Source organism: Vibrio sp. 2-2(8), from assembly GCF_963888495.1.
Lineage (GTDB): Bacteria > Pseudomonadota > Gammaproteobacteria > Enterobacterales > Vibrionaceae > Vibrio > Vibrio anguillarum.
This window is the reverse complement of sequence record NZ_CAWPJM010000022.1, coordinates 282,233-306,184: the sequence shown is the minus strand read 5'-3', so window position 1 is coordinate 306,184 and position 23,952 is coordinate 282,233. Positions and strand designations below refer to the sequence as shown.

Annotated in this window: 18 protein-coding genes; 11 read left to right on the top strand and 7 right to left on the bottom strand. The window is 45.9% G+C overall.

The features are described from left to right. Positions 1-76: 76 nt before the first annotated feature. Both AACV12_RS07775 and AACV12_RS07770 read right to left on the bottom strand, forming a co-directional pair. Positions 77-616, bottom strand: coding sequence for a DUF3332 family protein (locus AACV12_RS07775; protein ID WP_170900129.1), 540 nt, complete (start codon positions 614-616; stop codon positions 77-79). 408 nt (positions 617-1,024) lie between these two features. After that, the gene (locus tag AACV12_RS07770; protein ID WP_013857204.1) at positions 1,025-1,438 is read right to left on the bottom strand and encodes a VF530 family protein; all 414 of its coding nucleotides are present in this window, start codon (positions 1,436-1,438) and stop codon (positions 1,025-1,027) included. 331 nt (positions 1,439-1,769) lie between these two features. Here AACV12_RS07770 and AACV12_RS07765 point away from each other — a divergent pair, with 331 nt between their 5' ends. The 3 genes from AACV12_RS07765 (at position 1,770) to AACV12_RS07755 (ending at position 5,737) form a co-directional block, all read left to right on the top strand. Beyond that, positions 1,770-3,101 (top strand): ferredoxin reductase family protein, encoded by a 1,332-nt coding sequence (locus AACV12_RS07765; RefSeq protein WP_170900128.1) that lies wholly within the window; start codon positions 1,770-1,772, stop codon positions 3,099-3,101. A 214-nt stretch (positions 3,102-3,315) separates the two neighbouring features. Next, positions 3,316-4,215, top strand: a complete 900-nt coding sequence (locus AACV12_RS07760) for a homocysteine S-methyltransferase family protein (RefSeq protein ID WP_017044584.1) — start codon at positions 3,316-3,318, stop codon at positions 4,213-4,215. Next, positions 4,202-5,737: a BCCT family transporter gene (locus AACV12_RS07755; protein ID WP_170900127.1), complete on the top strand. Its 1,536-nt coding sequence runs from the start codon at positions 4,202-4,204 to the stop codon at positions 5,735-5,737. The genes AACV12_RS07760 and AACV12_RS07755 overlap by 14 nt, the downstream gene beginning before the upstream one ends. A gap of 97 nt (positions 5,738-5,834) precedes the next feature. Here the strand turns inward: AACV12_RS07755 and AACV12_RS07750 are convergent, their stop codons facing one another. Together AACV12_RS07750 and AACV12_RS07745 are read right to left on the bottom strand one after the other, a co-directional pair. After that, the gene (locus AACV12_RS07750; protein WP_170900126.1) at positions 5,835-7,616 is read right to left on the bottom strand and encodes an alpha-amylase family protein; all 1,782 of its coding nucleotides are present in this window, start codon (positions 7,614-7,616) and stop codon (positions 5,835-5,837) included. 197 nt (positions 7,617-7,813) lie between these two features. Next, positions 7,814-9,052 (bottom strand): DEAD/DEAH box helicase, encoded by a 1,239-nt coding sequence (locus tag AACV12_RS07745; RefSeq protein ID WP_026028635.1) that lies wholly within the window; start codon positions 9,050-9,052, stop codon positions 7,814-7,816. A 324-nt stretch (positions 9,053-9,376) separates the two neighbouring features. Between AACV12_RS07745 and AACV12_RS07740 the strand changes: the two genes are divergently transcribed. Continuing rightward, positions 9,377-10,150 carry a hypothetical protein gene (locus tag AACV12_RS07740; protein WP_019282010.1) on the top strand — a complete coding sequence of 258 codons (774 nt, stop codon included), beginning with the start codon at positions 9,377-9,379 and terminating at the stop codon, positions 10,148-10,150. 47 nt (positions 10,151-10,197) lie between these two features. Here AACV12_RS07740 and AACV12_RS07735 read toward each other — a convergent pair whose 3' ends face one another. Beyond that, entirely contained in the window at positions 10,198-11,565 is a 1,368-nt protein-coding gene (locus AACV12_RS07735; RefSeq protein WP_026028818.1) for an L-serine ammonia-lyase, read from the bottom strand. Between the two features lie 123 nt (positions 11,566-11,688). On the opposite strand from AACV12_RS07735, the gene AACV12_RS07730 reads away from it, so the two are divergent. The 7 genes from AACV12_RS07730 (at position 11,689) to AACV12_RS07700 (ending at position 20,508) form a co-directional block, all read left to right on the top strand. Then, positions 11,689-13,158 carry a protein adenylyltransferase SelO family protein gene (locus AACV12_RS07730; protein ID WP_170900125.1) on the top strand — a complete coding sequence of 490 codons (1,470 nt, stop codon included), beginning with the start codon at positions 11,689-11,691 and terminating at the stop codon, positions 13,156-13,158. 117 nt (positions 13,159-13,275) lie between these two features. After that, entirely contained in the window at positions 13,276-14,004 is a 729-nt protein-coding gene (locus tag AACV12_RS07725; protein ID WP_026028047.1) for a response regulator, read from the top strand. Between the two features lie 2 nt (positions 14,005-14,006). Beyond that, positions 14,007-15,461, top strand: coding sequence for an ATP-binding protein (locus AACV12_RS07720; protein WP_170888657.1), 1,455 nt, complete (start codon positions 14,007-14,009; stop codon positions 15,459-15,461). Positions 15,462-15,608: 147 nt separating this feature from the next. Further along, positions 15,609-16,862 (top strand): ABC transporter substrate-binding protein, encoded by a 1,254-nt coding sequence (locus AACV12_RS07715; protein ID WP_026027514.1) that lies wholly within the window; start codon positions 15,609-15,611, stop codon positions 16,860-16,862. A 465-nt stretch (positions 16,863-17,327) separates the two neighbouring features. Then, a complete protein-coding gene (locus AACV12_RS07710; RefSeq protein ID WP_064624926.1) occupies positions 17,328-18,323 on the top strand; it encodes a TRAP transporter substrate-binding protein in 996 nt (331 codons plus the stop codon). Between the two features lie 133 nt (positions 18,324-18,456). Continuing rightward, complete coding sequence (locus AACV12_RS07705; RefSeq protein ID WP_094165740.1) at positions 18,457-19,143, top strand: TRAP transporter small permease; 687 nt, start codon at positions 18,457-18,459, stop codon at positions 19,141-19,143. Between the two features lie 3 nt (positions 19,144-19,146). After that, positions 19,147-20,508, top strand: coding sequence for a TRAP transporter large permease (locus AACV12_RS07700; RefSeq protein WP_013857190.1), 1,362 nt, complete (start codon positions 19,147-19,149; stop codon positions 20,506-20,508). 49 nt (positions 20,509-20,557) lie between these two features. Here the strand turns inward: AACV12_RS07700 and AACV12_RS07695 are convergent, their stop codons facing one another. Both AACV12_RS07695 and AACV12_RS07690 read right to left on the bottom strand, forming a co-directional pair. After that, entirely contained in the window at positions 20,558-21,898 is a 1,341-nt protein-coding gene (locus tag AACV12_RS07695) for a sigma-54-dependent transcriptional regulator (RefSeq protein ID WP_013857189.1), read from the bottom strand. Between the two features lie 49 nt (positions 21,899-21,947). Beyond that, positions 21,948-23,735, bottom strand: coding sequence for a sensor histidine kinase (locus AACV12_RS07690; RefSeq protein WP_170894782.1), 1,788 nt, complete (start codon positions 23,733-23,735; stop codon positions 21,948-21,950). Between the last annotated feature and the right edge of the window lie 217 nt (positions 23,736-23,952).

The window sequence follows — 23,952 nt, the reverse complement described above, 5'->3', positions numbered from 1 at the left end:
TCGGTAAACACCGTTTGCCGACACAAAATAAAACAGGTACTCAATGAGTACCTGTTTTATATCGCATCAAACTCGATTAAGCGCGAGCAGCTACGTAGGCAGCAAGTTCGTCGATGGAGGTCTCAGCAACTACTTCACCATCAATGGAGTAAGTTACGACATCACCTTCACGAACGCCAACCAATGTTGCCGTTTCACCGGTCTGGTAGGTAATTCCCATCTGTACCGTATTCTCGTCCACTTGGAACATCTCACCGCTTTGAATGATACGGTTCTGAGTGATAGGGCCTACCGGTGCTTCTGTTAAAGAGGGATCAAGCTTGTGGTTGATGTCTAGATAAGTCTCTGTCTTGATATCAAAGATATGCGGAGCCCCAGTGAGTGGGTTGCTACCAGTCCAGAACTCTAGTGAGTTGAATATTACGTAATCAGCAGCAATCGTTAGACCGTAAACAGGCGCAAGCAGCATGTTCAAGCCACCTCGAGCGTAACGGTTATCAACGGCCTTAATGTTGAATTTCATTAGGTAGCCCGTTACTGCGTTGCTACCCACACAACCAGATAAAGCAACAGATACCACGGCTAATGCTACTACTTTTGAAATGGTTCTTTTCATTGTTGTCTCGATATTTTAATTTGACTGCCAAAATGGCGCTGAATAATACCAGCAAACTCAGTGGCAAATATCTAGGTTAAGTCAATAAATCGTTAGAAATAATATAAAAAGAAAACGTATTGTCATCAACTCGGTGACAATACGAACGGCTTTGTCACCGGCTTGCTCTTTAACACTGGCTTTGCAAGGCGCGGTAAATTTATAAATGAGTATCGCCGTGTAGGTGCAAAATGACGATTGAGTGTGCTGGATAAATGTCTTCGCCTACTCACATATCCCCTTGCTACTTGAAGCTGCAGGGGTGTTGGCTACGTTCGTTCCCCCCAATCATAGAGTCTATCTATGCTCATGGGGACTCACTCACTTGCCGCCTACCTGCAGCTCCACGTTGTTTGGGTATATCGCTTTTTAACGACGAAACGAACGGTTACGTGCGGAACGCTCTTTATGGGCAGAAGCCGCTTTAGCCTGTGAGTTTAAAATGGAATCAACCGTCAGCTCCATTGGCTCTTTAGGTTTGAGGCCATGTGGGAAAGTGCGCGCGCGCGGTGGCAGATCATATTCTTCAGCTGAAGCGCGTGGCATACGTTTAAAGCGATATAGGTAGAAGTTTTCTACTTTCTCTCTCGCCCAATCGGTTTTATTGAGATATTTCACGCTGCTGGCAACCGATGGGTTGGTATGGAAGCAGTTAAAACGCATTGCCGTATCGAGAATATCCCAACCGTAAAAATCCACTAGTTCTTGCAGTAATGTTTCTAACTTAAGACCGTGTAATGGGTTATTTCTTTGTAATTCAATTCTTTCTTCTTCAGTCATCATAACGAGTTCCTAAGTAGTTCACTAACCGAGGCCAGCAGGGGTGTATGGTTTTCGTTGGTTTTTTATTCAAACAACGTGGCATCACGAATGATCATCTCTTAACACGCTAGTTGAAGGGGCCGCATTCTAACAGAATTCAGTGACCCTCCCTAAGATTATCGTGCGGAAGATCAGCGTTGTTTGATTGGTCAGATTTTTCTGCGTTCAATAAAAAGGATAAGCGCTTAAAGAGCTTGGATTGCCGTCTTTACACAGATTTACTTGTTACTTCATCTACTTTACGTTGTGATTGTTACTCTTATATAACCTTTCTATTTTAGTGGTTATTGTGATGAACAGAGCAAGCAAAATGGTTTTAATGATTATGGCCGTGGTTTCGGTACTCTGGATACAGGCCGAGCCAACGTTTTTTGTGTCTCAAAACCTGTTTCAATGGCGATCGGCTTTTATCCAGTGGTCAGGCATTTTGGCCATTGTGGCGATGTCATTGGCTATGGTACTGGCGCTTCGTTTGCCCCTTGTTGAACAGTGGACACAAGGAATCGATAAAGGTTATCGGATACACAAATGGCTGGGCATTTCGGCTACGTTGCTTGGTTTATTTCACTGGCTTTGTTACCAGATACCGAAATGGATGATCGCACTTGAGCTCCTGACTAAACCTAATCGGCTCAATGGCTCTGGCCCACAGGGGAACTTGTCGGGTTTTGCGCTTTGGGTAAAAGAGATGCGCCCGATTGGGTTAGCCATTGGCGAGTGGGGGTTCTACTCATTATTGCTGCTGGTGGGGGTATCACTGTGGCTAACCATTAAATACAAACCGTTTCGTTTATCGCACCGTTTGATGACGGTGGTGTACCTTTTGTTGGCTGGGCATTCGGTATTTTTTTTGAAAAAGGCGTATTGGGGCTGGCCGATTTATTGGTTAGTGTTGATGTTTATTGCGCTTGGCTCGGCGGCAGCAATCTACAGTTTGCTTGGATTTGTGGGCCGAAATGCACGTTATTCAGCGAAGATTAGCGCATGCCACTACTGTGCAGCGAACCAAACGTTAGATTTAAGAATTAAGATGGAGAAACCTTGGCCCGGACATAAAGCAGGGCAGTTTGCTTATTTGAGTTTTGTTGGCGAAGAGCCACATCCGTTTACTATTGCTTCGTACAATAAGGCTAATGAGCTGCGATTTTTGATTAAAGAGCTTGGCGATTTTACCACTGGCCTTCACAAGAGAATTACCGTGGGTGAGCCGATTGAGGTCGAAGGTCCATATGGACGATTTGAGTTTTATAGTGATAGGCCACAAGTCTGGATTGGTGGCGGTGTCGGCATCGCTCCATTTATGGCTGGGTTAGATTATTTACACACGGTAAAAGCGCATCCGGCTACTTATCTGTTCTGCTGCTGCCATCATGCAGAGCAAGCCCTGTGTGATGAGCTTAAGCAGAAAGCATTGCGTGCAGGTGTCTCCCTCACAGTGATTGATTCAAGCATTGCGCCGCATTTGTCTGCCGAGACTATTGCTCGCCAGTGTGGTGATTTAAGTGGTTTTGAGTTTTTCTTTTGTGGCCCTGTTGCGTTTTCACGGACTTTAAAACAGGCGTTGAAGCCTTACCATGTAGACGTTGAAACTCAGTTCCATGAAGAGTTGTTTATGATGCGTTGAGTATTTGTTGTGAAATGACCAAGCCCCATGTTTTCTAAGAATTACAGCACGAATGACAGCATGAACAACAGATAGTGACCTTGCGAAAAAGAATAGATAAATCAAGTCACTTACTTGAATAAAATTCATATTGCACTTCAATGTTATTCACTATGATCTTGCTCACAGTATGCTTCAATGGCACTGACCAATAAAGCATTATGGATACGATATTATGAGCAAATTAACCCTTCTTGATGGTGGCATGGGGCGTGAATTAAAAAGAATTGGCGCTCCTTTTTCTCAGCCACTTTGGAGCGCGCAAGCGCTGATTGAATCTCCACAACATGTTCGTTTAGCTCACCAAGGATTTATTGATAGCGGTGCCGACATCATCACGGTGAATAGCTATGCGTGTGTCCCTTTTCACTTGGGCGAGTCACTATATCAAACCGATGGTGCAAGGTTAGCGAACTTAGCCGCGCAGATTGCTGCGGAAGTAGCACAACAGTCAGAACGTCCGATTTTAGTGGCGGGTTCTATGCCACCGGCGATGGGAAGCTATCGGCCTGATCTCTTTCAAGCCGAAGTCGCGCGAGCGATTTCACTCACTTTGTATCAAGCACAAGATCCTTATGTGGACGTCTGGTTAGCGGAGACGATTGCCAGTTTAGAAGAGTTGAGCATGATCCAATCGGTGTTTGCCTCATCAACCAAGCCTTGCTATTACGCACTGACTCTGAAAGATGACTCTAATATCGCACAATTGCGTTCTGGGCAGTCAGTGTCTGAAGCTGCAGAACAAATCTATTCTGCGGGTGGGGCGGGTATTTTCTTTAACTGCTCAATACCCGAGGTGATGGCTGATGCCATTCAACAGGCGAAAATGGTGTTGGAAGGCCGAGCGCAAAAGATTGAAATCGGCGTTTATGCAAACAGTTTTACGCCGATTAAATCGGATCACGCTGCTAACGAAACCGTACAAGCCATGCGTGAGTTTAGTGCAGAAGATTATCTCGCATTTGCCAAGCAGTGGTATGCCCTCGGTGCAACCGTGATCGGCGGATGTTGTGGCATCACCCCTCGCCATATTCAAGCACTTTATGAATGGAGGCGCAGTTTTGAAAAATCTTAATTATGGATTGGCTTTTCCTGCGATTGCGTTAGTGCTTGTTTTGTTAACGGTATCTGCGCTTTATCCAGTCACCTCTCAAGCGATGGCGGCGCAAGCTATGGGCTGGGTGAGCCACTGGTTTGGCTGGTTAGTACAGATGGCAAGTTTGGCGTTAGTGGTTTTTTTACTGTGGCTGGCGTGTTCGAAATACGGCCGCATTCGTTTAGGTGAAGAAAAAACCGAATACAGTAATTTTTCTTACGGCGGGATGATTTTTACCGCTGGCGTCGGGGCGTCACTCATTTACTGGGCGATAGGTGAACCGATGTATTACTTACAATCACCGCCGTTATTTGCCGAGCCTAATAGTTATCCTGCTGCGGCATGGGCCGTTACCTACTCTATTTTTCATTGGGGCATTACAGGCTGGGCGATTTACTGCTTTCCAGCGATTCCGTTTGCTTACGCATTTTATGTACAAAAAAAACGCACGTTAAAAGTTTCCAGTTTGTGTTCTTCGGTAGTGGGTGACCATCCTTTGGTGGCAAAAAGTATCGATCTATTGTCTATTTTTGGTACGTTGGCCGCGTTTGCTAGCTCGCTAGCCTTAACTGTGACTTTGGTCAGCGCTGGTGTGGCAGATCTGTTACAGATTGAGAATAGCCTTGGCTTACAAGGTGCAATTATTGTGCTTTTTGTGGCTGCGTTAGTGGTTGTGATGGGGGTTGGTTTTAATCAAGGCATCAACATGATTTCTAACTGGACAGTCAGCATGGCGGTGTTGTTTGCCCTGTTTGTATTATTGGCGACTCAACCTTCTTTCATTCTTAATAGTTTCACTGACTCACTGGGCGTGATGTTGGATAATTTCTTTAGAATGTCATTGTGGACAGACCCTGTTCAGCAAAGTGGTTTTGCACAAGGTTGGACTCAGTACTATTGGTTTTGGTATTACGCGTACTTGATTATGATGGGCCTATTCATCACGCGAATTTCTCGTGGACGAACGATTCGTGAAGTGGTTTTGTACACCATCTCGATGGGCGCTTTGGGTTGTGCATTTTTTATCTCCATTTTTGGTGGCTATGCGGTGTGGGCTCAAATGCTGGGCGGTTTACCCGTTCAGGGCTGGATGGCAGAAGGTGGCTTAACCTACGCAGTGGTTTCATTGATAAAAACCTTGCCTGGGGGAAATGGGGTGCTTGGGCTATTTCTGCTCATTCAGTTTTTATTGATGCTGACCACTATGTCCAGTGCGAGTGTTGCGACGGCGATGCTCACCACCAATGAATTGGCTTTGAATGGTGATCCCGATAACCGAGTAAAATTGCTTTGGGCCTGTGCGATTGGGCTGATCAGTTTAAGTGTATTTTTGGCTGGGGGAGGGATTGAAACCATTAAGTCGCTTTGTGTGGTCGCAGGCCTTCCTATGATGTTCATTTACGCCATCATGCTCAAAACCTTTTTACATACTTTAGGCATTTTGCCCAATCAGCATGAGCGGGAATCTGATCAAGAACCCGTGTTAATGAAAGTCACTTAAAGCAAGCCTTAACCTTATAGCCTTTAGCAAAACAAGCCAGCACGATGAAGATGCTGGCTTGTTGTATTGAAAGAAGACCAATGACTCTCTTTGAGGTTTAAATATTATTGAGAACCATGAAATGGGTCGAAAGTGGGGTGAAGTCGATCATCACATAGCTCTCTTGTTCGTTGACGAAGAGCGTCAGCGTTTGTTGATTTAGCGGGTCGAATAGAGTGTGCTCACCACAGGTTAACTGCCAATAAGTGGTCAATGCTTTAGGTAAATGCAGTTTTACGGTTTTGCCACTTGTGGCACTGAAGTTCGCTGCGATGATCAGCTTTTGTGACGGGTTAGAGCGAGCAAAGGCAAATAAGTAATCTTGTTGGTCGGAGAAGTGTTCAACATTGGCGGCGTACAGATCATGATATTCACCGGTCAGTGCGGGGCTCTGTTTGACTAAATTCAGTAATGTTGAGTAGAAATGGCGCAGCTGCTTCTCGCTCTCGTTTAATTGGCCACCATCAAATGCGCCGTTATTCATCCATTTTTGGTGTTGTGGAACACCGATATAGTCAAAAATAGAGGTGCGAGAAGGCTGGCCAAAGCCGGCATGTTCCGCTCCAGGTTCGCCCACTTCTTGCCCAAAATAAAGCAAGGTTGGTGAGCTGGATAAACAGGCTGAAATCAACATGGCTGGGCGTGCTTTATGTGCTTCCCCTGCAAATTCAGGCGAGGCAATTCTCTGCTCGTCATGGTTTTCCAAGAAATGCAGCATGTGATGCTCAATGTCGCGCAGTTGATATTCAATACGACCAATCTCTTTGGTAGAGCCGTGTCCTTGCATGATGGCTTTGAGACTATCGTAAAGGTCGACTTTGTCGTACAGATAGTCCATTTTCCCGAGCTGGATATAATCGCGGTATAAATCTGGCTGATACACCTCTGCCATTAAAAAAGCATCGGGGGTGTGTAGCTTAATTGCCGAGTTGAGATAGCTCCAAAATTCAATCGGTACCATTTCGGCCATATCATAACGAAAGCCATCCACGCCTTTATCGAGCCAATAAAGAGCGATATCCCTAAATTTACGCCATGAATCCGGGACACTTTTGTCTTGCCAGAAAATGGCGTGTTCAAGGTGAGATAGGAAACGGTATTGCTGCGGAAGCTCGGCAAAATCTTTGCCTCCATCAGGTTTGATGCCGTAGTTTATTTTGACGGTTTCATACCAATCATCGATGTTCGGCTTGGCTAAACGAGATCCATTGCCTGTCCATTTTGCGGGGTGTTCGTAAAACGGGGTGGCTAAATCTGGGTGGCATTCACCGCCCAACGGTAGCAATGAGGTGGGCATATCTGGCAGTTTAAAGGAGGTGTCGGGTAGGTAATAGAAGTTATTGTCCCTGGCGTATTGCACACTGGTATCATCATTTTCACCAAAATCATTGACTCCGACAGGGTTATTGAGCCCTTGATATTGGCGCGCCACGTGGTTAGGGACAATGTCGATGATGACTTTCATGCCCGCTTGGTGTGTACGCTTAATCAAGGCTTCAAATTCGTGATTACGCTGAGCTGGGTCGTCGGCTAAATCAGGGTTTATCGAATAGTAGTCTTTAATGGCGTAAGGCGAGCCCGCTCTACCTTTGACAACACTTGGGTGATCATTCTCTATTCCCCATGCACGGTAATCACCCACCAGTGCGTGATGTAAAACACCGGTATACCAAATATGAGTGATCCCAAGTTGATGAATTGCATTGAGTGCATCGTCAGTGAAGTCACTTAATTTACCGACGCCATTTTGTTCTTTCGTTGCCCAAGGTGTGTAGCAACAGTTTGTATTACCGAATAAGCGCGTGAAAACTTGATAGATAGTGTATTTGTTGTAAGCCATAACGTGTCAACCTAAGCGATGATGGGATGCGAGAAATAGGAGATGAGTTGCAGGCTAATAGAAGTTGATGAAGACAGAATCATCCTTGAGTAGTGATTTTGGGGCGTAGAGAGAAAGAAGGCGTAAAAGTGTGATGCGGGAATGGTTTAGTCAACAAAATCCCACCGGGCGGTGGGATTTGTAAAGAAGCATTATGCTTATGAGCGTTTTTCTTGTTTAGGGCGAGGGCTACGACGCGGTGCACTTGAGTGCTCGTTATCACGCTTTTTCAAGTGGTAATTTAAAATGGAAATAGGCACGTCTTTTTTCGGTGTGAAACCTTCAATTTCTTTACGCACAAGCAAATGTCCTAAGCGGCTTTCAATCATGCACAAGTTTTTAAAATCATCGCGTGATACGAGAGAAATTGCTTCACCGGTTGCACCAGCACGACCGGTTCGTCCAATACGGTGAATGTAGTTCTCCGCAGGATAAGGCAAGTCGTAATTCACCACTCTTTCTAAGTTATCAATATCAATACCGCGCGCGGCAACGCCCGTTGCAATCAAAAATTGCAGTTTACCTGCTTTGAAATCGGCTAATAATTTTTCACGAACTTCTTGGCTACGGCCACTGTGAAACGCCTCTGCCGCAATGCCACGCTTTTCCAGTTGGCTCGCCAGCTTTGCCGCACCGTGTTTGGTTTCGATGAAAATCATCGCTTGTTGCCATTGGTTTTCAGTAATCAAATGGCTCAGTAGTGCAGATTTTTGATCTTTATCGACAGTGATAATCCACTGCTCGATTTGATTTGGCGTGCGGTTGTAACCAGCGACATCAATTTCAATCGGATCATTAATGGCTGATTTGGCCAACTCACGCACTGGACGAGAAAGGGTCGCCGAAAACAGTAAGTTCTGACGGTTTAGTGGCAGGCGATCAACAATTTTATTGATGTCTTCAATGAAACCCATGTCGAGCATGCGGTCAGCTTCATCCATCACCAACACTTCAAGCTCATCAAAATGAACGGCGCGTTGGCCATACATATCAAGCAAGCGCCCCGGCGTGGCGATCAAAATATCCACCCCTTCAATCAAGCGTTGTTTTTGTTTTTGCGAATCGACACCGCCGTACATCGCAAGGCAGGTTAAGGGCAGATACTTGGCGTATTGAGTGACGTTCTCTTCCACTTGCAGAGCCAATTCGCGAGTGGGCGCTAAAATTAATGCGCGAACACGTTTGGCGCGCTGAGTTGTTCCTTGACTAAGCATCTGCAAAATGGGCAGTACAAAGCTAGCGGTTTTACCCGTGCCGGTTTGCGCTGCCGCAATGACATTTTTACCCGTCAAAATGGCAGGGATTGCCTGTTCTTGAATCGGTGTTGGGGCAGAATAGCCGAGTTCGTGAACGGCTTTTAAGATTGGATCGCTCAATCCTAGGTTGGAAAATGGCATGCGGGCTCTCAGAGTTAAAAAGTCAAAACAGTTAGCAAGCGATGGCTTTCTCATCGTAAGGCGCTACGCCCTAATACTTTGAGTGCAACTCATCGCAAATTCGGCGCATTCTAGCATGAACTCTTCAAATGCGGTGAGATACCTCAGTGTCAGCGATCGTCTCTTTATTCAGAATAGCGCCTCGTTGCCGAGTCACTAATATGAGATACCAATAAGATTGTTATCAATGAGTGCAGGGAGTTGGATTGGCATCACAGAGCTTTTAGAACAAGTGGGATCTATTTTCGATATATTAACCTTACTTATTTGTCAGGGAATAGATTCATGGAATATCAGCAGCTACCGATTCAGTATACTGTGGTGAGTGCGTTAAAATTAGTCCAAAAAAATTGGCTGACTCTCATGCTGCAATCTTCACCTTTTTTGGTAGTGAATCTCTATTTCACGATTGGTGTTGTTGACTTTGATGATCCACAACAGTTGTTCACATTAACGAATGTCATTGTTTATGTGCTTTATACGGTAACGGCGGCGATGGCGACAGTGCGCTTGCATCGTTTGGTTCTGTTGGGTGAAAAATCTTGCCGTTTGAGCACGATTTTTTACTTAAGTTCGCGTGAATTGCGCTTTATTGGATGGTGGGCTGCGTTAGGCGCTATGCTGTTTGCCATTCTAATCATACCCATGTTTATCATTGGCTCGCTGGCAAATATAGTGACTATGCCAATGTGGTTAATCCAGCTTTGTACCTATGCAGCAATGCTGCCTATTGGCTGGTTTATCTCCCGCTGGTCATTAGTTTTGCCAGCAACAGCACTAGATCATCAACCTAGAGGTTTGAGTGTCGCGTGGCAAATGTCAAAGCCCCACGCCAAAGCACTATTTGTGCTGATAGGTGTGATCCCCATGCTTATCAACGCACTACTACAGCCCTTGTTTAATCTGCATTTTCTGCCATTGACATTACTATTGTCACTCGTCTGGTTAGTGGTTTGTGCGGTTGAGATTTGTGTGTTGTCGCTCAGCTTTCAGTGGATTGTGCAGCGAGAAGCGATTACCCAGAACCAAGAGTTACGCATTCCTGAATTTACCGCTTAAATAAGCCCTGTATTCACACAGGGCTTGATGAGGATTGAACGGTATTACTATTCACAAGGTGGTGATAGGTGGATTAACGCTAAGCCGCCTAACGAGGTTTCTCGATATTTCCGATTCATATCTTTCCCCGTCTGGTACATGGTCTCAATCACTTTATCTAGAGAAATTAAGCATTTGCTGGTCCGTTTTAGGGCCATGCGTGAAGCGTTAATCGCTTTCACGGCTCCCATTGCATTGCGTTCGATGCAAGGGACTTGAACTAAGCCACCCATTGGGTCGCATGTCATACCCAATGAATGCTCCATGGCAATTTCAGCCGCCATGCAAATTTGTTCGTTGCTGCCACCTCTTAGCGCGGTCAACCCTGCCGCTGCCATTGAGGAAGAGACTCCAATCTCCCCTTGACAGCCTACTTCGGCCCCCGAAATAGAAGCATTGGTTTTGTACAAAATACCAATAGCGCCAGCCACGGCGAGAAAATCTTTCAACTGCTTAGTGTCAAGCTCTCGGATAAAGCGGTGGTAATACATTAATACGGCGGGTATCACTCCTGCCGCGCCATTGGTTGGCGAGGTGACCACTTGCCCTCCCGCTGCATTTTCTTCACTGACCGCGAAAGCAAACAGGTTAATCCAGTCCATGATCTCCATTGGGTCACTTTCAATCGCCGCGTTAGCTTCCAGCTTTTTGAGCAGTGCTGGTGCGCGGCGCGTGACATGCAACCCACCTTCGAGAATGCCTTCCGTTTCAAAGCCGCGCTGCATGCAGAGCGACATCACTTTCCAGATTTGATCGGCTTTGTGGTTAATCGTTTCAAGGTCATGAAATGCTATTTCATTGCGCAAAACGAGACTGCCTAAACTTAAGCCATGTTTTTCGGCTTTAAAGAGTAATTCATCAGCAGAAGTAAAAGGAAATTCGACCTCCACGGGTGCATTTGCACTACCGTGTTCCAACTCTTTGGCGGTAGCAACAAAACCGCCTCCCACCGAGTAGTAAGTTTCAAAGGCTAACGTTTCTCCTTGCGCTCCCAAAGCGGTAATCGTCATACCATTTTCATGTAAGGGAAGATTAGTATTTTGGAAGAGGAGGTCTGTTTTTAGCTGGAATGGAATGAGCTTTTTTCCCGCTAAATTAAGCTCACCGTGTTCAATAGCATGCGCTAGCGCTTGATTGGCGCTGGTGATTTTGATGGTGTCAGGCTTATTGCCCAGCAGACCTAATATCACGGCGCGATCAGTGTGGTGGCCACGTCCTGTAAGTGATAATGAACCGTAAAGGTCAATCTGCACTCTTGCCACTTGCGTTAAATCAGCAATGATTTGGCTAAATTGATAGCCTGCAATCATTGGCCCATTGGTGTGTGAGCTAGAAGGGCCCACACCAATTTTAAAAATATCAAAAATGGATAACATCGACTTCACCTTGAATGTGACCTGTAATAGGTGACAACTTTGCCTAATAATACCCTAGTCTAGAGCTCAAGTATTTGCTAACGTGCAAAAGTCTAACCAAAAACCATATTATGAGGACTTCGCATGTCGATTTGGGATCAAGTAACACTGCACACTCGCTATGGTGAATTACCCTCGGTTTTTTATTCTCAAGTGAACCCAGCGCCTTTAGACAATGTGCGTTGGGTTGCTTGGAATGCCTCACTGGCTGGCGATTTGTCTTTACCAACACAACCTAATGATGAGCTACTGCACAGCCTGTCTGGCCAAGTTATTCCCACGCAATTTAAGCCATTAGCGATGAAATACGCGGGCCATCAATTTGGTATTTATAACCCTGATTTAGGTGATGGCCGTGGGTTACTGTTGGCCGAAATCGAGAGTAAAACGGGGGAAGTGTATGATCTGCATTTGAAAGGTGCAGGGCTTACGCCTTATTCGCGTATGGGGGATGGCCGCGCCGTACTGCGCTCCACTATTCGTGAATACTTGTGTAGTGAGGCGATGGCGGGTCTTGGGATTGCGACCACAAGAGCATTAGCGATGATGAGCAGTGACACGCCTGTTTATCGAGAAAAACAAGAGCGAGGTGCGCTGCTGGTACGTGTAGCGCAGAGCCATATTCGCTTTGGCCATTTTGAACATTTTTTCTATACCAACCAATTAGCAGAGCAAAAGCAACTGGCTGATAAAGTGATTGAGTGGCATTACCCTGATTGCCTTACACAAGAAAAACCTTATGCGGCCATGTTTAGTCACATTGTTGAGCGTACTGCTAAGATGATTGCCGATTGGCAAGCGGTTGGATTTGCCCATGGTGTGATGAATACCGACAACATGTCTATCCTCGGTCAAACCTTTGACTACGGTCCTTTTGCTTTTCTCGACGATTATGAACCGACTTATATTGGCAATCACTCCGATTATCAAGGCCGCTACGCGTTTGATCAGCAGCCGCGTGTGGCGTTGTGGAACCTGTCCGCTTTAGCACATGCATTGTCCCCGTTAGTGGAAAGAAGCGATCTGGAAGCGGCACTCGCTCAGTTTGAAGCGCAGCTAGGCCGTTATTTTAGCCAGCAAATGCGTCGTAAATTGGGGTTGTTGACCTCTCTGCCCGGTGATTCTGTGTTGTTTGAGCAAATGTTTGAGTTATTAACCAAAAATCACACCGACTACACTCGCTTTTTCCGGCAACTATCCAACTTGGATCGAGAAGGGGAGCAACCTGTATTGGATCTCTTCATTGACCGCGCTGCCGCTCAGTCTTGGCTTGAACAGTACCTGGCTCGTTGTGAGCGAGAAATCGACAGTTCGGGGAACGCGATTTCGATTGAGCAGCGCTGCGCAGAGATGAGAAAAGTGAATCCGAAATATATTTTGCGTAATTATTTGGCTCAACAAGCGATTGATAAAGCAGAACAGGGTGATTACCAACAAGTGCACCAATTAGCACAATTGTTAGCCAACCCTTATGCCGAGCAGCCGGAAAAGAGTCATTTTGCCCAGCTTCCTCCTGAATGGGGGAAAAAAATGGAAATCAGTTGTTCCTCATAAGTAACGCATTTTGTGATCTCTATCTAGACAGAATTCAAACTTTACATAAATATCAATAATCAAAAAAATGACCTATAGCTACACTGGGCCGATCAGTTGAAAATATGGATAGTGGACATGCAGGCAAGAACGCGCATTCTAGTCGTGGATGATGACGAAGAGATTCGGCAATTATTAGATGAGTATTTGACGAAGTCTGGTTTTGATATCGTCACCACCGCGGATGGCATCGAGCTATTAGCCTATTTGGAACGTAACAGTTATCCCGATCTTATTTTGTTGGATGTGATGATGCCCGGAGACGATGGTTTTACTTTATGCCAAAAAATCCGTCGTCATTCGAACGTTCCTATCATTATGTTGACCGCGGTTTCTGATGAAACTGACCAAATCATTGGTTTAGAAATTGGCGCGGATGATTATGTGGCGAAACCTTTTAACCCGCGTCAGTTAATGGCGCGCATCAAGGCTTTGCTGCGCCGGGTACAAGTCAATGATGAAAAAACAACCGATGCGTTGCCCAAACAAATTACGTTTGGTGATTGGCAACTCGATACCTTGTCACACCGAATTACACATCTAGAGCGTGCCGATGAGCATGACTTGTCGGGCAGTGATTTTGCACTACTGATGCTGTTTTTAACCCGGCCTAAGGAAGTGCTTGATCGCGATACCATCTCATTTGCTACTCGTGGACGTGAAGCGCTCCCTTTTGAGCGAGGTATCGACGTGCAACTTAGCCGTTTACGTCAGCGATTGGGTGATAGTGCAAAATACCCTCACTACATTAAAACTATGCGTGGCAACGGCTATATTCTGGCCGTTCCGGTCAGTTACGGCCATTAAAAATGACGCTAAGACGTCTCTTTTCACGCTTAAAACCCAACTCTCTTGTCTCACGAACACTGCTGCTGACTTTGTTGGCGGTGGTGATAGCGCAGGGCATTGCAACGGCGATTTGGTACAGCCAATCTAAACAAAAAGAGTTGGAAGGGATCAGTTCCGTTTCTTCTAGCATGGCAGGTATGTTTGCTTCCACCGTGACCTTTTTTCAATCACTACCCGTCAAGTATCGGCATATCGTGCTGGATCAAATTCGCAATATGGGGGGAACCCGTTTTTTTGTCTCATTCAATAAAGAGCCATTGACTGTGGAGCCGATTATCGATACGCCGCTCAAGCGAGCTTCAGTCGATGCAGTGAGGGAAGTGTTGCAACAAAAGCTCAATAACGTTGAGAGTATTCAAGTTGAATTTACCAAACCAGAACATTTGCGGTTACTAAAAAACGATATTTTTCTCAGCGACTTACCCAAGTCGTGGGCCTATCATACACTCACACTTGAACCGCTAAACCCGCCAGTGCTGGTGGTGCAAATCGAACTATCAAGCCATGAATGGGTTTACGTGGCGGCGCTACTTCCCGCCCCATACGTGAAACTGGATGACACTCTATTAAGAAAAGAGCAGATCTTATTTCTCTTTTTTTCCACCACCATTTTGTTAGCGTTGACCTACTTGCTTATGCGCCGCCAAGTTCGACCACTGAGAAATTTAGCCAAAGCGGCGAATGAGATGAGTATGGATATTGCCCAGCGTCCCTTGCGTGAAGAGGGGGCGACAGAATTGATCACAGCGACCCGCGCATTCAATCGTATGCAGCAACGAATTCGACGTTACGTGGCCGATAGAGAGCATCTGTTTTCGGCCATCTCTCATGATTTAAAAACACCCATCACCCGCTTACGCCTAAGGGCTGAATTGCTCGAAAGCGATGTTAAGCGCGAAAAATTTAACCGCGATCTCGATGAGCTAGAGATGATGGTTAAAGGGGCATTGCAGTGCGTGCGAGATACCGATTTACACGAAAATAACAGCAGTATTGATCTCAATGAGATGATTCAGACGATTGCTGAAGGGTACAACTTAACTCGCCAAGTGGTCCATTTTACGCCTACACAGCTTGAACCGATAATCGCTAAGCCTTTAGCTATTCAACGAGTATTGACAAACTTGATTGGCAATGGCGTGAAGTATGGTCAGCAAGTGTGGGTGAAGTTGGAAGAAAATCCAGAGTGGGTGATTATCACCATCCAAGACCAAGGCCCGGGGATCCCGATAGATAAATTAGAAGCGGTCTTTGAGCCCTATTTTCGCCTTGCCGATGATGACCAAGGCCACGGTCTTGGCCTTGGAATATGCCGAAGTATTTTACATGGACACGGCGGAGATCTCATTTTACGCAATCCAGCTCATGGTGGTCTGGAAGCACAAGTCTTTATCCCACCTACGTTAGCGGTGTAGTGTAACGCTTTCGTTACGTTAAAATTACGGTTTGTTTCAACGAAAAAAATTTTCTTTGATTAGACTAGTAGGTAAACGATCAGCACTTTAATGGTTAATAAAAGTTTGCGAATCAGGTTTGCCGAATCAAAACCAAGGAAGATGATGATGAAATTTCATAACACTCTGCTTGCTTTATCTTTCCTCTCTGTCTCTTTCATCCCTTCGACTCACGCTGGTGAAGTGGAAGTACTCCATTGGTGGACTTCCGGTGGCGAAGCCAAGTCGATAGCTGTGCTCACCGAAATGTTGGAGCAGCAAGGCCATAGTTGGAAAGATTTCGCTGTCGCAGGTGGTGGTGGTGAAAGTGCCATGACGGTATTGAAAACGCGCGCGGTGTCGGGTAACCCACCGTCGGCGGCTCAAATTAAAGGACACGATATTCAAGAATGGGCGGGGCTTGGTTTTCTCACAAATCTTAATGATGTAGCCAAACAGGGTGGTTGGGATGAAGTCGTACCACCGATGATCACCAATGTCATGAAGTGGAATGGCCAGTATGTGGCCGTGCCAGTTAACGTGCATCGCGTCAACTGGTTGTGGGTTAACCCTGCGGTACTGGCTAAAGTGGGTGCTAAAGTGCCAACTACGTTAGACGAGTTTTTTGTTGCGGGCGATAAGATCAAAGCCGCGGGTTATGTGCCACTGGCGCACGGTGGTCAACCTTGGCAAGACGCGACGGTTTTTGAAACGGTGGCGTTGAGCGTTCTTGGCTCACAAGATTACGTGAAAGCGTTTGTTGAGCTTGATATGGCTGTGCTCGCGGGCGACAAAATGGTTGACGTGTTTAGCCAGTTTAAAAAAGTTCATGACTACATTGATGTTAACTCTCCAGGCCGTGATTGGAACGTTGCGACTTCAATGGTGATAAATGGTGAAGCGGCGATGCAGATCATGGGCGACTGGGCAAAAGGTGAGTTTACCGCAGCGGGCAAAGTTGCGGGTAAAGATTACCTGTGCGTGGCCGCGCCAGGTACGGCCGATCAATTTATCCATAATGTCGATAGTTTTGTCTTTTTTGAGCTAACTGATGCAGACAATAAGCAGGCGCAAAAAGCGCTAGCCGCCACGATCCTAGATCCTAAATTCCAAGAGGTATTTAACCTCAACAAAGGCTCGATCCCGGTACGCACAGATATGAATATGTCAAAATTTGACCAGTGCGCGTTGGACTCAATGGCGGCCTTTAAAGCGACGGCTAAGTCCAACAACCTTGTGCCCAGTATTGCCCATGGTATGTCGACAACCAGCTATGCCCAAGGCGCGATTTTTGATGTCGTAACGAACTTCTTCAATGATCCGAAAGCGGATCCAAAACAAGCAGCACAAAAACTAGCGAAAGCGGTGAAAGCTGCGATGTAGCCCTAACCCCCAGAGTGGGTAGGTTTTTTAGCCTGCCTGCTCACCTTCTTCTTCTTTTTTGTAGCACACCACTTTCTGTGTGCTACTAACATAATCTGTCGGTTCTAACCAATTAGCGCGCTCTCCGATAAAGAGCTCGGGGGGAGTGCCCAAACTAGGCTTGCTGTTTGGGCGGAGGGTGCGCTTCCTTCCTGTTTCACATTTTTTCGTCATTCTCATCGCCACCCTCTGATGGATTTAGCTGGGTGTCATTTCCCACCCAAAATTCATATTCCTTGGGTCATTTTCTACCCATTTTTGCTTTCTATCATAAGATTCTATGGGTTGTTGTTAACCGAATAGCTGGTGACACCTTATGGTTACTGGCTTGTTAATGAAATGTGTCATGTTGGCTTGTTAATTGCCTTATAGAAAACAACCAGCACCCATTGATGGGGCTGATATGTTCAATCAAGGAGAATAATAATGTTAAAGCCACTGACTTTGCTGACCGCTTCCATTCTTGCTGTAACCAGTTTTAATGCGGCCGCAAATTGCGACCCCGGCGAAATCGTCATTAAGTTTAGCCACGTCACGAATACAGATAAGCACCCTAAAGGTATTGCGGCTTCGCTGCTTGAAGAGCGTGTTAATAAGGAGATGAATGGTAAGGCTTGCCTACAAGTTTTCCCTAATTCAACCTTATACGATGACGATAAAGTATTGGAAGCCATGCTAAACGGCGATGTGCAGCTAGCGGCGCCTTCATTATCAAAATTTGAAAAATTCACCAAAAAATTCCGTATTTTTGACCTGCCATTCCTATTTGAGGATGTGGACGCAGTTGACCGTTTCCAAAACTCGGCTGACGGTGAAAAACTGAAAAATTCAATGACACGTCGTGGTGTGAAAGGGTTGGAGTTTTGGCATAACGGTATGAAACAGATGTCAGCCAATAAACCTCTACTCGTTCCGGCGGATGCAAAAGGATTAAAGTTCCGCGTGCAAGCATCTGATGTACTGGTGGCTCAGTTTGAGCAGCTTGGTGCAAACCCGCAAAAAATGTCTTTTGCAGAAGTGTATGGCGGTTTGCAAACCAAAGTTATTGATGGTCAAGAAAATACATGGTCCAACATTTACGGTAAGAAATTCTTTGAAGTGCAAGATGGCATTACCGAAACCGATCACGGCATTTTGGACTACCTAGTGGTGACATCGAGCAAGTGGTGGGACAGCCTACCAGTCGACGTGCGTGACCAGTTCGCGACCATTTTAAAAGAAGTCACTGAAGCGCGTAATGCGGAATCAAATAAAGTCGAGCTCCAAAATAGACAATATGTATTGGAAGCCGGAGGCGTGATCCGCACTCTCACACCTGAACAGCGCCAGCAATGGGTTACAACGCTGAAGCCTGTGTGGCAGAAATTTGAAAAAGACATCGGTTCAGATTTGATTGAGGCAGCGCTGGCTTCAAACAAATAATCAGCCTCCAACCCCACCTTGCGTGGTGGGGTTGGACTCAACGCGTTTATTGCTCGTCTCATTGATAACTAACCTGAAGCCGTGCGGTGACCTTGAGTCAATTCCGATAATTACTATGAGAGCGATGTATCACATGGAACACTCTTTTTTCTCTAAAGTCGGCCGATTTACCGATGCGATTGAAGAAATGCTGATTGCATTCTTCTTGGGCTCGATGACCTTATTAACGTTCGTTAACGTTGTTTATCGCTATGTTTTTAACGGCAACATTTTATGGGCATTGGAATTAACCGTGTTCATGTTTGCATGGATGGTACTGGTTGGTGCGTCCTATGGGGTAAAGAAACACTTTCACATCGGAGTTGATGTGGTTATTAACATGGTGCCTGCAACCATGCGAAAAGTGTCTGCACTGGTCGCGGTGGCTTGTTGTTTAACCTTTTCTATTTTACTGCTCATCGGTTCGTGGAATTACTGGTATCCGTTTGCGACTGAGCGTGCTTGGTATGAAACCGACGATATTCCTATGCCGGAAATGCTGCAATTTCTCTCCGATTGGCTCAATGAAGGGGAGCGCTATGAAAAAATGCCGCGCTTTATTCCATACATGGCATTGCCTATCGGAATGGGATTACTCACTTTTCGCTTTTTACAAATCGCCTATCAAATTCTCAGCGGTAAGTTAGACAGAATGATTTCTGGCCATGAAGCCGAGGAAGATCTTGAAGCGCTGAAAGCGGAAATGGCACAAGTGAGCGAGACCATATTAGAGCCGAACCGCGAAGCGACCCCGCCTATTGATTCTCGCAAGGAGCGTTAATTCATGGATATTTTACTGCTGTTTGTTATGGTCATCGGCTTTATGTTAGTCGGTGTACCCATTGCTATCTCGCTCGGATTATCCAGCGTTCTGTTCCTACTTTGGCACTCCGATACTTCTTTAGCGTCAGTGGCTCAAACCTTGTTTAACGCTTTTGAAGGCCATTACACTTTGCTTGCGATTCCATTTTTTATTTTGGCTTCCAGCTTTATGTCAACCGGAGGTGTGGCAAAACGCATTATCCGTTTCGCTATCGCTATGGTGGGTTGGTTTCGGGGAGGGCTGGCGATTGCTTCGGTAGTGGCCTGTATGATGTTTGCAGCGCTGTCAGGTTCTTCACCGGCGACAGTGGTGGCGATCGGCAGTATTGTTATTGCTGGAATGGTCAAAAATGGCTACAGCAAAGAGTTTGCCGCTGGGGTTATTTGTAATGCTGGCACATTGGGCATCTTGATCCCACCTTCGATTGTGATGGTCGTGTACGCCGCTGCTACTGATGTATCGGTAGGGCGCATGTTTTTAGGCGGTGTGATCCCAGGTTTATTAGCGGGTTTGATGCTGATTGTTGCTATCTACATTTTTGCACGAATTAAAAACCTACCGAAACAACCTTTTGTGGGTTGGAAAGAAGCGATCTTCGCCGCCAAAGATGCCAGCTGGGGTTTGTTGCTGGTGGTGATCATTCTCGGCGGGATTTACGGTGGTATCTTTACGCCAACCGAAGCGGCTGCGGTGGCAGCGGTATACGCTTTCTTGATTGCCAATTTTGTTTACAAAGATATGGGGCCGTTCGCCGACAAAGAAAATACCAAACCAGCCTTGGTCAAAATTGTGCAAGCCTTTTTCCATAAAGATACGCAAGCGACTTTGTTTGATGCAGGCAAACTGACCATCATGCTGCTGTTTATTATCGCCAATGCATTGATATTGAAACATGTTCTGACCGAAGAGCGCATTCCGCAAATTATTGCCGAATCGATGCTTTCCGCCGGTCTCGGGCCTATAACATTTTTGATTGTAGTCAACATATTACTACTACTTGGTGGTCAGTTTATGGAGCCATCAGGGCTGCTGATCATTGTTGCTCCATTGGTCTTCCCCATCGCCATCGCACTCGGTATTGACCCCATTCACCTTGGGATCATGATGGTGGTGAACATGGAAATAGGGATGATCACACCGCCCGTCGGGTTAAACTTGTTTGTCACCGCAGGGGTAGCCAAAATGTCGATGATGAATGTGGTGAAAGCGGCGCTACCGTGGGTGGCGATCATGTTCCTATTTTTGATGATTGTGACCTACGTGCCTTGGATTTCCACTTGGTTACCAACCACCTTAATGGGGCCGGAAATCATCACTAAGTAACCAAAATGCTGACCTGAAATTTCTATGGCTGCGGCATGTTATTAGAGCTCTATATTTTATAGAGCTCTTTGTCTAATCCGTAACGCTGCATTTTGTCGTACAACGTTTTACGCGGTACGTTGAGTCTTTCCATTGTTTCATTGATACGCCCACCACACTCAATCAATGCTTGTTCAATCACTGATTTTTCAAATTCGGCCACTTGTTCGACTAAATGGGTGGGTAATTTTTGTGATGGCTCGTTGTCGCCTAACTGAGCCAGTTTCCCCAATAGCACATAGCGCTCTGCGGCGTTGCGTAGTTCGCGCACGTTTCCCGGCCAGTCATGGCTGATTAAGCGCTGCATTTCAGGTTGAGAGAGTGCGGTTGCCGCTTTACCGTAACGAGCCGCGGCCACTAACAAAAAGTGATGGAAAAGCGCAGGAATATCCTCTTTACGTTGGCGAAGTGGTGGAATATCTAATGTGACAATGTTTAAGCGATAGTAGAGATCTTGACGAAAGGTGCCTGCTTGAGCTGCTTGCTTTAAATCGACTTTTGTTGCGGCGATGACTCGAATATCAAGAGGAATCAAGGTGTTGGACCCGACACGTTCAATGACTCTTTCTTGCAATACGCGTAATAAACGAATTTGTGCCTGCATTGGCATTGATTCAATCTCGTCCAGAAATAAGGTGCCGCCTTGTGCATGTTCAAATTTGCCAATGCGTTTGGTTTCTGCGCCAGTAAAGGCGCCTTTTTCATGGCCGTAAAGTTCACTTTCTATCAAGTTCTCAGGCACTGCGCCGCAGTTCAGTGCGACGAAATTGAGCTCGCGGCGAGAACTCTGCTCATGTAACGAGCGAGCAACTAGCTCTTTTCCTGTGCCAGTTTCGCCAAACAGTAGAATATCAGCCTGAGTGTCGGCGACATGAGTGATGGTGTCCCTTAACGCTTGGATGTTGCCAGTATTACCGATAATGCGTGGTCCAAGAGTTTGGCTCGCTTTTAAGCTGCGTTTTAGCTGTTGATTTTCTAACGTTAAGTGGCGTTTTTCTATCGCGCGGTGGATGGTTTCTATCAAGCGTTCAGTAGCAAAAGGTTTTTCGATAAAATCGTATGCGCCATCGTGCATCGCTTGTACGGCCATCGAAATATCGCCATGTCCTGTGATCAAAATAACAGGGACCTCAGCATCTTGATGATGAATCGAGTTGAGTAAGCTCTGGCCACTGAGGCCAGGTAAGCAAATATCGCTCACCACCACAAGAGGCAGCCCGTCGGCTTTGGCCGCCAGTAAGGCTTCTTCCGCACTGGAAAATAACCGCGCTGTGAGGTCGGCGAGCTCGAAACTTTGCGCAATGGCGATACGGATATCCGCCTCATCATCGATAAAAAATACATCACACATTGGTTGTCCTTAACTGCTTTTTATCTTTAAACCATACTTTGTCTGTAAATCACACGCTTGGCGTAACGATCGGTAGAGAGACTGAAAATCGTGCCCCACACTGCGGTGAACTGGTCATCGTTAACTCACCGTCCATGCTTTGTATTATCTGCTGTGAAATCGACAAGCCTAAGCCTAAGCCATTTTTTTTCGTGGTGAAAAACGGTTCGAAAAGATGGGCTATTTTTTCTTGTGTAATTCCCGGGCCGTTATCATCAATATGGATCAACACTTGAGAGGCCTTGCACTCAGTGCTCAAACGAACGCATTTTTGATGTTGTTCCTCAAGGGCCTGCATCGCGTTGGTTAGCAAGTTAATCAAGACTTGTTCTAGTTGGATTGGATTGACACGCACCCAAAGATCCATCGCGGGTAATTCCATTTCAAATTGAATCAAATTCGATTTAAATTGCGGTTGCATCAACTCTTTTGTCGACAAAATGATCGGTAATAATTGCGCGTTCACTTTTTCATCGGTGTTACTTTTTCGCGCAAACGATTTGAGCTGTTCACTGATTTTAGCCATGCGTTCGGTGAGCGCTGAAATGCGAGTCAAGTTGTCATCGGTCCGTTCCGGCTTACCATTGGCTAAAAAACGCCGCCCATTGTCGGCAAAACTGCGGATAGCGGCCAGTGGATTATTCAGCTCGTGACTAATACTGGCGGACATTTGCCCAAGCACAGCCAGTTTCGCAGCTTGGATCAATTCATCTTGAGTTTGGCGTAACATGCTCTCTGTTTTACTTCGCTCCGCAATTTCCGCGTGCAGTGCAGAGGTTCGCTCCATCACCAGAAACTCTAATTTTTGTTTTGCTTCAGACTGTAACTGTTCGATTTGGCGCTGTTTGAGTTGGCGGTGATGAACCAGTAATAGCCCTAAGTAGACGATGGCAAACAGCATGCTGTTGATCAGAGTAAATCCAAAGCTATCCCAGAAAATGTTTATTTTGGGCGATAAAACCCGAATGTTGAGCCCGATACTGGGCAGCGGTTTGGTTGAAACGATGAAATCGCCTTTAATCCAAGTTTGATAAGGATTTTCCCATTCGGCAACGGATGCATTGAAATCGCCGATCAATCCGAGTGAGCGAATAGAGGTATCAAGATATTGGCGGCTATTTTGAACCGCAATTCGATCGCTTTCGCTCAGCATGGCAACACTTTTAAACAGCCACTCCGGTTGGCTGGACATGAAAATAATGTTGTTGTTGTCGGTGGCGACAAAATAGCTTTGTTTGCTCTGCCAGTTTTCCTCAATCGCGGAAAGATCCATCTTCACTACCACTACGCCAATGACATCCGCGGCATAAACGATAGGGTAGGAGTAGTAATATCCTCGTTGCCCCGATGTTGATCCTAACGCAAAATATTGGCTCTCTTGTCCAGTTATGGCCGTTTTAAAGTAAGGCCGCCAAGCGAAGTTTCGGCCAATAAATGAATGAGTGAGGTGCCAGTTACTTGCTGCGATCGTGTTGCCATATTGGTCGATGAGGTAGGTGTCAGCGGCTTGAATCACTTCATTGACCTGTTCTAAATAGCGATTAGTGATTTCAATTTGGGCGCTATTGCTGGGGCTGTGTAAAGCGTCAATGAGTTCTTTATCTTTGGCTAGCAATCTTGGGATATGTGCATATTTATCAAGTTTTGTGGTGATGTGGCTAGAGAATCGCTCTAGCTGAGCTTGATGTTCAATCAATAAACTTTGGTAGTTGTGCCGCCAAACAAAATGCGCCCCAGCCGCGGTAGACAAAAGGAATAACGTTACAAAAATAAGGTTTACTCGGCGAATATGTAGCATCCTTTCTCCATGTTCAGCGGCGCGACAAGGGCAGTTCTTTTGCGAGAGATATCCATTTTTGCAAGTGATAATGCTCCCAGCATTGACTCATAATTCTACTGGTTTTCCTTTGGGTGATGTTTAAAAAGAGCGCAATTGTGGGGTGCAAAACAGGAGCAAGATCTCTTTTTACGCTTTTGGGGTAAAAAAAGCCTCGATTCCCTTGAAAAAGCCTTTA

Excerpts from the sequence above, each read along its gene's own strand:
- AACV12_RS07730 (WP_170900125.1), top strand. The coding sequence starts at position 11,689 with ATGTCGATTTGGGATCAAGTAACACTGCACACTCGCTATGGTGAATTA.
- AACV12_RS07705 (WP_094165740.1), top strand. The coding sequence starts at position 18,457 with ATGGAACACTCTTTTTTCTCTAAAGTCGGCCGATTTACCGATGCGATT.
- AACV12_RS07700 (WP_013857190.1), top strand. The coding sequence starts at position 19,147 with ATGGATATTTTACTGCTGTTTGTTATGGTCATCGGCTTTATGTTAGTC.
- AACV12_RS07745 (WP_026028635.1), bottom strand. The coding sequence starts at position 9,052 with ATGCCATTTTCCAACCTAGGATTGAGCGATCCAATCTTAAAAGCCGTT.
- AACV12_RS07725 (WP_026028047.1), top strand. The coding sequence starts at position 13,276 with ATGCAGGCAAGAACGCGCATTCTAGTCGTGGATGATGACGAAGAGATT.
- AACV12_RS07735 (WP_026028818.1), bottom strand. The coding sequence starts at position 11,565 with ATGTTATCCATTTTTGATATTTTTAAAATTGGTGTGGGCCCTTCTAGC.
- AACV12_RS07715 (WP_026027514.1), top strand. The coding sequence starts at position 15,609 with ATGAAATTTCATAACACTCTGCTTGCTTTATCTTTCCTCTCTGTCTCT.
- AACV12_RS07710 (WP_064624926.1), top strand. The coding sequence starts at position 17,328 with ATGTTAAAGCCACTGACTTTGCTGACCGCTTCCATTCTTGCTGTAACC.
- AACV12_RS07770 (WP_013857204.1), bottom strand. The coding sequence starts at position 1,438 with ATGATGACTGAAGAAGAAAGAATTGAATTACAAAGAAATAACCCATTA.
- AACV12_RS07750 (WP_170900126.1), bottom strand. The coding sequence starts at position 7,616 with ATGGCTTACAACAAATACACTATCTATCAAGTTTTCACGCGCTTATTC.
- AACV12_RS07765 (WP_170900128.1), top strand. The coding sequence starts at position 1,770 with ATGAACAGAGCAAGCAAAATGGTTTTAATGATTATGGCCGTGGTTTCG.
- AACV12_RS07690 (WP_170894782.1), bottom strand. The coding sequence starts at position 23,735 with ATGCTACATATTCGCCGAGTAAACCTTATTTTTGTAACGTTATTCCTT.
- AACV12_RS07695 (WP_013857189.1), bottom strand. The coding sequence starts at position 21,898 with ATGTGTGATGTATTTTTTATCGATGATGAGGCGGATATCCGTATCGCC.
- AACV12_RS07720 (WP_170888657.1), top strand. The coding sequence starts at position 14,007 with ATGACGCTAAGACGTCTCTTTTCACGCTTAAAACCCAACTCTCTTGTC.
- AACV12_RS07775 (WP_170900129.1), bottom strand. The coding sequence starts at position 616 with ATGAAAAGAACCATTTCAAAAGTAGTAGCATTAGCCGTGGTATCTGTT.
- AACV12_RS07740 (WP_019282010.1), top strand. The coding sequence starts at position 9,377 with ATGGAATATCAGCAGCTACCGATTCAGTATACTGTGGTGAGTGCGTTA.
- AACV12_RS07760 (WP_017044584.1), top strand. The coding sequence starts at position 3,316 with ATGAGCAAATTAACCCTTCTTGATGGTGGCATGGGGCGTGAATTAAAA.